The sequence below is a fragment of the Cytobacillus sp. Hm23 genome (assembly GCF_051842895.1).
Taxonomy (GTDB): Bacteria; Bacillota; Bacilli; order Bacillales; family SM2101; genus Nanhaiella.
Genome location: NZ_JBPXRQ010000028.1, coordinates 58,921 through 69,190 on the forward strand (window position 1 = coordinate 58,921; position 10,270 = coordinate 69,190).

Sequence of the window (10,270 nt, forward strand, 5' to 3'; positions counted from 1 at the left end):
ACAAATCGACCGCATCTGTCACATCTAATTTTTCAATTAATATATCCACGTGTATAATCCACCATTCAATTTATTATGTCTTAAATGATAACCCTTCTTAATTGAATTCTTGCTAATTCAACATTCGATACAAAAGGTGCCTTTCAATTGCAGAGGCAGATCAGCATATTATAAGAAGAGTTACTAGATACACCTCTTTGTTACTCTAGCTAACCAATCTATTATATGTGTATCAAAAACCGCCTTTTGTTCAATTTGTAAGTTATGTCCTGCTTTATCTAAAATTGCAAAAGTAGCTCTTGGAAATTTATCAATTAAATCGAGTGCATCTTTAAACCCAACCATCGAATCTTGCCTACCAAGAAGAAATACGCTTGGCAGTTCATACAAATCTTGACTTGCATCAAAAGTAAAACTATATTGTTGCTTTATCTTCGCTAAAAATTGTCCATCCGCTATATTGCACCCAGTAAGTATTTCATTTTTAAATCTATTAAAATTATATTCATCCTGTACGACTGACACCGAATCAAAATCTTCTCTTTCATCTTTATCTAGTTGCTCTAAAAATTCATTATCTTTATAAACTATGGAGTGATCAGGGAGAGTTCTTTCACTCATTTCAGGTATAATCACTGGACAAATAAATGCAGCTCCGTCCACTTTTTTCTTCCTTTTATGAATTATTCCCTTAGCTAAATAGCCTCCATATGATTCTCCCACAACTAAAAAAGACTGATTTGGTATTATTTCATCTATAAATTCAATGACTATATCTAGCATATCATCAGAGTTTTTGACACCATCATAATCTTTTGTTTTCCCCATTCCTGGAAGATCTATATATATTCTTTTGTAACCCTCTCTTTTTAAAAATACTGGTTCCATGCATCCTGTCATTAACCTCATATCTGGAGAAAAGCCATGAATCACAATAATAGGTTTTCCAGTTCCGTATACTTGATAATGAACTTTTACACCCTTTACTTTTAACTCTGGCATATTTTTCTTCACTCCTTCAAAATGAACATATATTCTTTAATATCATGTAAACAATAATATCTTGGAAAAATTAAAAATAACTAACTTATGTAACTCATTATAAAGTTCATATAAATTCTACTTCAGAGTTAGATCAATAAAGACCTCATTTTCCTCTAACCTACTTTGTCTTCCTTTTAGTATCTTTTAATCTGTTATATTTTTAATAACAGCCATCTCTTTTCCAAATCTATCGCCATTATCGACAAATCCCAAATTTGCATACAAATGATGAGCTCCCGAATTTTCTGGATTATAACCTACAATAATTTTTTTTGCACCCAATAAATTCACCATCTCTAATATCATTAACTTAGTCGCTTCCTTACCAATTCCCTTGCCTTGAAAATTCTTATCAATCATTATTCTGTAAATCCAATAACCATCAAGTTCTTCTTTTAAAGAATTATACATTAAGAAACCTACTAATTTTTCTTCGAAATAGATCGCGTAAGGTTTTAATGTAGGTTCAAACTTTGATTGAGCTATAGAAATTGCATTTGGTTCCATATATTTTTCTTGTTCCTTTGATACTTCTAAGCGACAGCACTCATACCAGTTTTCCGAATTTATTTTTTCTAGTCTTACATTAACATTATTCAAAAGAAATTCCCCTTTCAAATTTGGAGATAAGCCAATCAGTCTTTGTTAATTTTAGCGCTTCTCCGTTTATCTTGAGAGATGATAATAACATTAGAGTTTGTTTGAATATACCTCTTAGTAGTCATCCCTTAGTTTATTGAATGAATTTTTAAACTTTTACAATTATACCATATTCTCCTTTACTAATATTTCCTTTGCTTTCTCTATACCACCAATCTTTCTATAAAAAGTAGCTGAAATCGGTTCACCGAAAACTTACACTATTAATTATTGTTTAAGAAACTATTTAAAGAATATATCTCTTCTTAAAGTGCACCAAATTAAACAAAATTAGGGGACTTCTCTCTTTTCGCCTTCTATGTTATTGATGTTTGCTATAGATTCTGTCCTTTCTACTGTAGGTTTATCCCCTTATTAGTCATACAAAAATAAGAGAAGTGTTTGAATAAAAACCAACACTTCTCTCCTTAGTTTCCCCGTACAATCATCATTATTTTCATATCATTTAAAGTTAGTTGATTATCTTGAAAATTACCCTCGAACAAGCTTATTCAGCTTCATCACAAAACCTTCACTTTCAATTCACGGAAAGTAAAAGCTAAAGTATATATTTCTACATCTATCGTTACAACTTCAGGACTTATAATGGTTTCTTTATCCATTTTAGTTTAAGTATAAATATCGAACGCACTGTCATCAGTAATACTTCTAACCATACTTAAAGCATTAATTCAGTTAAGATAAACAAAGAATTTGGAAGAAGTGCTTGATAAACACCTTTAAAACTATAAGATGATTATCTTCATTACCTGTTAAATCAAAATTAAATCAAAAAACCTTCACACAGGCAAAAACTCCATCCAAAAAAAATTGTGCCTTTAAGTTGTCGCTACGTATTACAATATTGAAAAGGGTTAGTCTATTTATACAGATTTTTGATTTATTGAATTTGTTAAAACTTTACCTCTACGAGACCAAATGACAGCAGGTATTAGAAGCAAGGAAAGTAATCCTCCACCCAATGATAATGTAACAAAGCTTGTATTAGCCACTACCACACCCGAAAGAGCACCGCCAGAAGCTCCTGCTAATGCAATAAAAACATCAAGTGTTCCTTGTGTTTTTGCACGAGTTGATGGCTCAGTAGAATCAACTATTTGAGCAGTACCACTAATTAAACCAAAGTTCCACCCCAAACCAAGTAAGGAAAGGGCTATTACTAATAAAATCATTGAATCACTTGGCGCGAATGCTGCTAATAATCCCGCGAATAACAATGTAATTCCCGAAGCTATACTCATTGCTGTTCGACCAACTTTATCAACAAGTACCCCTGTAATAAGTGATGGTAAATACATTGACCCTATATGAAATCCAATAACAATGCCGATTGCAGCTAAGCCATGACCATTATGTTTCATATGCACTGGTGTCATGGTCATAATTGCTATCATTACAATTTGAGTTAGAACCATAACCGTTGCACCTACTGCAAGACCTCTTTTATTATTGGTTTTATTAGGAGAATACGAATTATTTGCTTGCGCATTCTCTTGTTTATAAGCTGCTATCCTTTTTGCAATTTCTAATGGATCAGGCCGTAACATAATAAATAGTACAAGACCTGCTAAGATAAATGCTGCAGCGGATAAAATAAAAGGACCTGAAAGGGCTGGAACACCAATGAAAAGAGCAAATTCACCCATGATTTCTACTAAATTCGGACCAGCAACAGCTCCGAACGTTGTCATAACCATTGTAGTGCTGATTGCAGTAGCTCGTTGTTTTTTGTTTGCTAAATCCGTCCCTGCATAACGGGCTTGTAAATTTGTTGCAGTACCTGCCCCATAAATTAGTAGGGAAGCAAATAAAAGAATAACATTATTCATTAGGGCAGCAATCACAACTCCAATTGATCCAAGTCCCCCTACAATAAAACCTGTCGATAGACCTGTACGACGTCCATATCGCTGAGAGAGTCTCCCTACGATTAAAGCTGCTCCTGCTGAACCTATAGTAATTAGGGCTGAAGGAACTCCAGCATACGCATCCGTTCCGAGCATTTGTTGGGCCAAAAGAGCACCTACCGTAATCCCCGCCGCAAGCCCTGCCCCTCCAAATATTTGTGATAAACTCACAACAAACAACACTCGTTTATATAATATTTTAAGTTTTTCTGGTGAATTTATATAGCTCTCAATCGAATCTTGTTCTTTGCTTAACACCCATTATCACCTTCTTGTATTTAGTCATTAAATTGATAATGCCATCCCATTCTTTAAACCTTCAAATGTCCTATTTAAGAGATTGTACACATAAAGATGTTTATTTATTTTCAGCAACTTCACCCATAAGAAAGGTATTTCTTTATGACTTGAATTATTTCAGCATTAGCACATATAGAATCTATCCATGCTTTCTTAGTTTCTTTTGCCTCCAAAATGAGCGTTTATTTCATTTTTAAACAAATTGCTCCCATTCTCTAACACTATCTTCCAATCGAAATGCATTAATACCTTTTGCCTTAAGGATTTCTACTGCTTTTGCCGACATTAAACAATAAGGTCCCCTGCAATAAGCAACTACATTACTATTGGCAGGCAAAGATGCAAGTTTAGCTTCCAATTCTTCGATAGGACAAGAAACTGCTCCTGGGATATGAGCCTTTTCATACTCTTCCTTCGGTCTTACATCCAACAGTAAAACCTCACCTTTGTCCATTCGGTCTTTAAGCTCTATAAGAGTTATTCCTTCTATATCAAGTTGATTATTTAAAAACTCTTCTTTAATTTGTTGTACTTGCATATATTGCTTTTCTGATAATGCATGTAATGATTTTAAAAAATTCGAAATTACTTCATCAGCTAGTTCATAAATAACGAAGTTTCCTTCCTTCTTAAACTTAACTAGCTTTGAATTATACAGAGTTTTCAAGTGCTGGGATACATTAGCAACAGACATTGTTGTACACTTTGCTAAAGCATCCACAGACTTAGGGCCATGAGATAACAGGTCAAGAATTTCCAATCGTTTAGGGCTAGATAAACTTTTCCCAATCCTTGCATATTCTTGATATAACATGTCTTTTAAATTACGTTCATTCAGCATGAATAATCTCCTTTCAACTATTCAATAGATTAATTGAATAGTTGAATTATAATTGTAAACTTGATCTTTGTAAATTAATTTGCTTTCAATAAAATACTTACTTTTTTTATTTTTATTGAGATATCAAGATATGCATTTTTGTCTCATAAGTCAGCGAATCAACCAATCTACCGTCCCATACCTTTAATATAACAAGTGTTGAAAAGGGGTGCTTCGATTTGACGACAGCTGTAATTGATGTAATACGTATTGTGTCATTACCACTTTACCAGTTGGCTCCTGTACCGAGTGTGATTTTCTTTTCTTCTCTTAGTAACTTAATTGCACTTTTTCCTTCACCTAACATTTGACGGTCAAGACCCAAAGTATTATGTGAGCCGTAAATCATCTACCTATGCTCCACAATCAATCTTAACGAAAAAGACACATATCTTTTTCAGTATGCTTCAAATTACTGAAAAAGTTTGTTAAAGTAAATCTCCGCTTTCTAGTCCCATCTTTTTAAGACAGTTGTTAAGGACCCTTTTATCAATGCCATTAACAAGAAAATACTTTTCTTTATAAATGGTTCTAATGGCTTTTTTTATATCTCCTTTACTTTGCTTATTAATGCCTACATTCTTAATAAAAAGGTTTAGTGGTAGATCTCCCACCTCATCATGTAAAGATGGCTGTTGATACACAATTTCTTCATACTTTTCATAGTCATTTTTAGCAAAGAATCTGTTTCTTTTGATACAATCTTCCTTTTCTTCTTCAGTGTGTACCATTTCTTGTGTTTCTGTTTCTAAGAAAATAGTGCTTAGTGATGAATTCCCTGCTGAAATAGCATCTTTATTTAGTAAACCTTCTAATTTCTCTAGTGTTTTTGAGCCTATTCCTTTACTTTGAATAAGAGGGTTAGTTACAATATATACAATGAACCCTGAATTTCCGTCTACAAAATAGTGTCCTGTTGCAAATGAAACAAATTGATTTTCTTTCATCCCAACTAAGAAGTGATAATTGTTCGGTCTTCTTTCCTTAGCATATTGTAAACTGCTTTGAAAAATATGCTGTGGTTCTCTCACTTCGATAGGAAATGCTTGGTTATATAGCTCCAAAATCGTCTCGAATTCTACAAAATTCTCCTCTGTAATTTCAACCCACTTTATCGTCATAACAAACTCCTTCATTTAATAATCCCATAATTATACCACTAGATTATTTATTCCTTGTTCCATAATCTAGCGTATTAAAGACATGGATTTTAAGAACATATATTTAGATAAGATATATAACAGAACACAAAATGAAAAAGCCTGATCCTTCAATATATGTTTATGAAAGATTGGGCTTTTCATCTAAAGTATAATTGAATAACGATAGAATTCTTTATTGGTTCCTTACTAGTCAAAGAATAAGTTGGAGGAACACTTGTAATTTTCCTTGCTAGAGAATTAAATATTTGCACATAGCTACTTAAATACTTAATAAATATAATTACTTTGATTTACCTTCAATTTGCCTTAGTAATAAATAATGATGGGCTCTTTCAATTATTTACTACAATGCATTTCTCCAGTTCTGTGATAACATTACAAAGAAAGTTATAAGTATAGAGGTGTGTTATGGAGTTAATTTATAATTACATATTTACTTTAATATTTATGAATTCGATGTTATTTTTTATTTTGTATTTTTTCAGAAAAAAACATCTCGTTGCAGTGGATTGAAAACGAGTACTATTAGGATATTTTGTTTTTTTAATAGGAAGTGTTACCCAATCTTCATTTTTAATATTTTCATATTTTTATCCAGATGGAGTCTATATAAATAAGGGTATAGGCGGGCTCTGGGTGATGATTTTCTTTGCCTTAGCTGGAAACATAGTATCTTACCCCATTACAAACATGATATTTTTGAGAAAACGTAGTCAATAATAGAAATTTTATATTTCAATCCACTGTAAAAAATCTTCCATTCACATTAATTTAGGCTGATTTCGCATAGATTGTTGTATTTAGTACGTTAAAAAAACACGTATGCAAATACATTTCATGTCGCCTTTATCTTCTAGCATAGGAACGATAGTTAAAAAGTTTACGAATAGAGCTTTAAAAACGACACAAATAAAGTGGTCAAATATACTCATAGAACTACGAAGGAGTTACGTTATTATAAAATATATTGACTGTTGAAAAGTTACATTCCAAGTAAATCTCTTAAACCATTGCCGTAGGATAATAATATTAATATCCATTATCATTTGATTGTGTTCATTACATAGTCCTCAAATGATAAAGGATTCCTAGATCTATTAAAGAAAGAAATTGGTCAACACAGTATGTTTTTATACTATGAGTTTATGATCAAACCCTCGCAGATACATATACAAACCTATTAGAGCAAATATTAACCCTATATAAAAAGTCCAAGGATTATCTTCACTTTCCTTTTCAAAAGTACCATAAGCAATAATACCGAATATAAGCGTTATAATAGGAAAAACTAGCAATTTATATCCGAAGGCAAAAGAAATGCCTCCTAAGGTCATCACTATTAATCCGTAGGGGTTTGTCCTTTTAATTTTTACAATAGAGGCTTTTTCAGTACTTGATAGCCCCTCATCCTCATACTTATAGATTTTTTGTTTTAATGTATTAAGTAATACAATGATTCTTTTGAAGTTACTCAAAATTTCACCTCCAATTTCTTCCCTCATTACATTAACATTAAATTACAAACCATTATATAGCAAATTAATGATATATTATATGTTAAAATTTCACATTCCCAAACCTTCATTACTTTAATAACACACTGTGTTAGTTTAACTTAAGTACTACATAAAAAGGCACGTTTTAGATAAACGCACCAGCCCGAACATTAATAGACATGTGCATAGAGGTATTATTTGAAACTAGCACAACTTAAAACCCAAAATTCAACAATTGAAATATCACTTAACTTTTTTTGTGTCCAAAATGTTGTTTTAGATCTAATTATGTATTTTGAGCCTTTAGGGTACTTAGACAGAACATAGTCATTAACTAAAACTAAAGGTTTTTAGTCTTTAAATACCCAAACTTTAAAATTAGTATTTTGTTCTTGTAGATGCCAACCTGACTTAAAATAATATTCATTAAATTTTGAGTCGATAGGGCATAATGCATAGATTGGTAAATCATTGATAGTTCGTAACATCTTCTTCAACAACCCTTGCCCCCGAAAATCTCCATTTATAGCAAATTGATATAACGAAATGCTATTGGATGTTTTTTTTCTGTAAAATCGAAAAGCGCCTACTATTTGATTATCTACTATAGCCACAATCATCTGCTTTCTCCATATGGCTGCTTGAATTCCTAGAGGGCAAAAAAATTCTTCAGAATAAATACCACTATTATTGCGACATAAATTTCTTTTGAAGAATGACACGATTTTTGGTGTTTCTGTTATATCTGCTAAGGCTACCTTCACCGTTTTTCCTCCTTAATTGTGTATCTTTTCGAAAGGCTGCTTTCAATTAGATTGTTTTTTCGTCTTAATAAATAACCATGAAAAAAACTAGATTTTTTTGGAATCGGTTCTTCATAAAAAGGTGACTGTTGGGTAAAATAACATCTTTAGTTTCTAGTTTAGGAACAATAGATATAAATTTCACGAAAAGAGCCTAGCTAAAAGAACTGAAAAACTAATAATATGTTGTCTCTATTTACATTTCTATATAGCTTCATCACAATAATCGCAACCTCTTATTTTCCAACTAGCACAAATACATTTTTATCAGGTGATTCCATTACAGCAACATGACCAGACTCAGTTGAAAACGGTTTTTTAACCCATGTTATCTCTGTATTTTTACTAAGTTCTTGATAAGTTATATTGACGTCATCTACTAGAATTTCAACATCTGTGACATTGATATTTGGATCATTTTGTAAAACAAGCTCTGAACTATTTTCTTCTGGGAATTTCAACCCTATGATTGTCCACGTTCCTCCGTTATCTAACTTTCTTTCTACCTTCCAGTTTTGTTTTAATCCTAAAGAAAGATAAAAATTAATAGATTTTTGAATATCATCTGTATAAATTGCAACACATTCTAATTTCTTAAACATAAATTCTCCCCCTAAATGGTATATTTTACTTATAAAAATAATGTACCATCCAACAACGACAATTTATGTCGTAATTAAAATAAAAAAATGTATGTTCTAATTGAGATGATAATATAAAAAAGCCTAATTTCTTAATATCAAATAAAGAAATTAGGCTTCAATTCAGTTAATAATTACTAAACAAAATATCATTTCCATGCAGTAGCTTGGATTACTTTATATACTGAAATAAAAAATAAAAATAAGAAAACAACGATTGCTAAGCTAGATAATGTAACCATTTTGCAGATCCAGCAAACTTCCACAAAATAAACGATGAAAATCCCTGGTTTTCGTAATTTAATACCTGTGAACCTCTCCAACTAATTGTTACACAATTTGATGGAGCATCCCTTGTCTTAAATAGAGTACAAAACAAGCTATTAAGCCACCTTCGGTGACTCTAATGCCAAGTTAAAACTAATTAATGAAGACAAGTTTTGTTCTGTTCTTTTTGCCAATTCAGGAACTTTTGCCTGAAGGGACAACCATTTCTTTTCAGGAATGGATTTTTGGATTCCTCGAATAAAATATCTAGCTCCGATATTGTAAGAAGCTGATAAATCCGCATGATAAACTTTGCCCGTCGAGAACGTGGCAAGGTCTTTTTTAGGATTTCTCTCTACTTCTCCTGAACCATCAAAAGCTAAGGCACTTGTATTCCAAGCGTTAATTCTAGAAATACGCATTCCGAGGTAGAGAGCCATTTGAGTGACTTTGTTTTGAATCCCTTTTTTTCTCCAATAATGGAGCTTGAAACGAAGTTTCTTTGCACCGTAGTATCCCTTAGGGGTTTTCATTTTATCCAGGTACTCAAAGACAATTACATCGCAATTATTCTCGCGAGCGAACTTCACGATCTCGTAAGAAGTATTATTTACAATGTGTTTTTGAATCCCATTGATTCTACGCCAAAAGTTCTGAGCAGATATCCAGCCGGAAATCGCTTGTGCTTTGCGTAATTTGTTCGTCATTGTATACAATCGGTCTTTTTCTTTTGGCTGGTTAATAAACTTTCGAGCCAAGACAGTTCCGGTTGAATCCATAACTGAACAAACCGCAGAGTTTATGATTCCAAGGTCTATGGCACAAATCTTTTGGTCTTTTAATTTTGTTTTAGTTAATGTTACTTTGTGTTCGTATGTAAAATTGAGAAAGTACTTTTTCCCAACCTTAACAAGCTTAGGACTAGATTCTTTCCACTCCCAAACGCCACGTTTATGTAAATCCTGCTCTTTGAATTCTACATCTATCCATACCCAATCATTTTGATGGAAAATCTTGATTTGAGCAGTGTTATCGGATGTTCTTTCGAACATATTACCACGATAAAACACAGGGAACTCTTTGTGTTCCAACTGCAATCGAGGTGGTTT

The 10,270-nt window shown here is 32.3% G+C and carries 10 protein-coding genes; all 10 read right to left on the reverse strand.

Annotation, left to right across the window (positions count from 1 at the left end):
* Positions 1–183 precede the first annotated feature (183 nt).
* Positions 184–1,002, reverse strand: a complete 819-nt coding sequence (locus tag ACSVDA_RS16830) for an alpha/beta fold hydrolase (protein ID WP_485884567.1) — start codon at positions 1,000–1,002, stop codon at positions 184–186.
* A 186-nt stretch (positions 1,003–1,188) separates the two neighbouring features.
* Positions 1,189–1,644 carry a GNAT family N-acetyltransferase gene (locus ACSVDA_RS16835; RefSeq protein ID WP_485884568.1) on the reverse strand — a complete coding sequence of 152 codons (456 nt, stop codon included), beginning with the start codon at positions 1,642–1,644 and terminating at the stop codon, positions 1,189–1,191.
* 923 nt (positions 1,645–2,567) lie between these two features.
* Complete coding sequence (locus ACSVDA_RS16840; RefSeq protein ID WP_485884569.1) at positions 2,568–3,869, reverse strand: MFS transporter; 1,302 nt, start codon at positions 3,867–3,869, stop codon at positions 2,568–2,570.
* A gap of 235 nt (positions 3,870–4,104) precedes the next feature.
* Positions 4,105–4,749 carry an ArsR/SmtB family transcription factor gene (locus ACSVDA_RS16845; protein ID WP_485884577.1) on the reverse strand — a complete coding sequence of 215 codons (645 nt, stop codon included), beginning with the start codon at positions 4,747–4,749 and terminating at the stop codon, positions 4,105–4,107.
* A 268-nt stretch (positions 4,750–5,017) separates the two neighbouring features.
* Positions 5,018–5,140 (reverse strand): hypothetical protein, encoded by a 123-nt coding sequence (locus ACSVDA_RS16850; protein WP_485884570.1) that lies wholly within the window; start codon positions 5,138–5,140, stop codon positions 5,018–5,020.
* A 79-nt stretch (positions 5,141–5,219) separates the two neighbouring features.
* Positions 5,220–5,912: a GNAT family N-acetyltransferase gene (locus ACSVDA_RS16855; protein WP_485884571.1), complete on the reverse strand. Its 693-nt coding sequence runs from the start codon at positions 5,910–5,912 to the stop codon at positions 5,220–5,222.
* Between the two features lie 1,172 nt (positions 5,913–7,084).
* Entirely contained in the window at positions 7,085–7,429 is a 345-nt protein-coding gene (locus ACSVDA_RS16860) for a cell division protein FtsK (RefSeq protein WP_485884572.1), read from the reverse strand.
* Between the two features lie 371 nt (positions 7,430–7,800).
* Positions 7,801–8,214 carry a GNAT family N-acetyltransferase gene (locus ACSVDA_RS16865; RefSeq protein WP_485884573.1) on the reverse strand — a complete coding sequence of 138 codons (414 nt, stop codon included), beginning with the start codon at positions 8,212–8,214 and terminating at the stop codon, positions 7,801–7,803.
* 275 nt (positions 8,215–8,489) lie between these two features.
* The gene (locus ACSVDA_RS16870; protein ID WP_485884574.1) at positions 8,490–8,855 is read right to left on the reverse strand and encodes a VOC family protein; all 366 of its coding nucleotides are present in this window, start codon (positions 8,853–8,855) and stop codon (positions 8,490–8,492) included.
* 422 nt (positions 8,856–9,277) lie between these two features.
* The coding region (locus ACSVDA_RS16875; RefSeq protein WP_485884575.1) for an RNA-guided endonuclease TnpB family protein at positions 9,278–10,270 on the reverse strand (993 nt) is incomplete at its 5' end.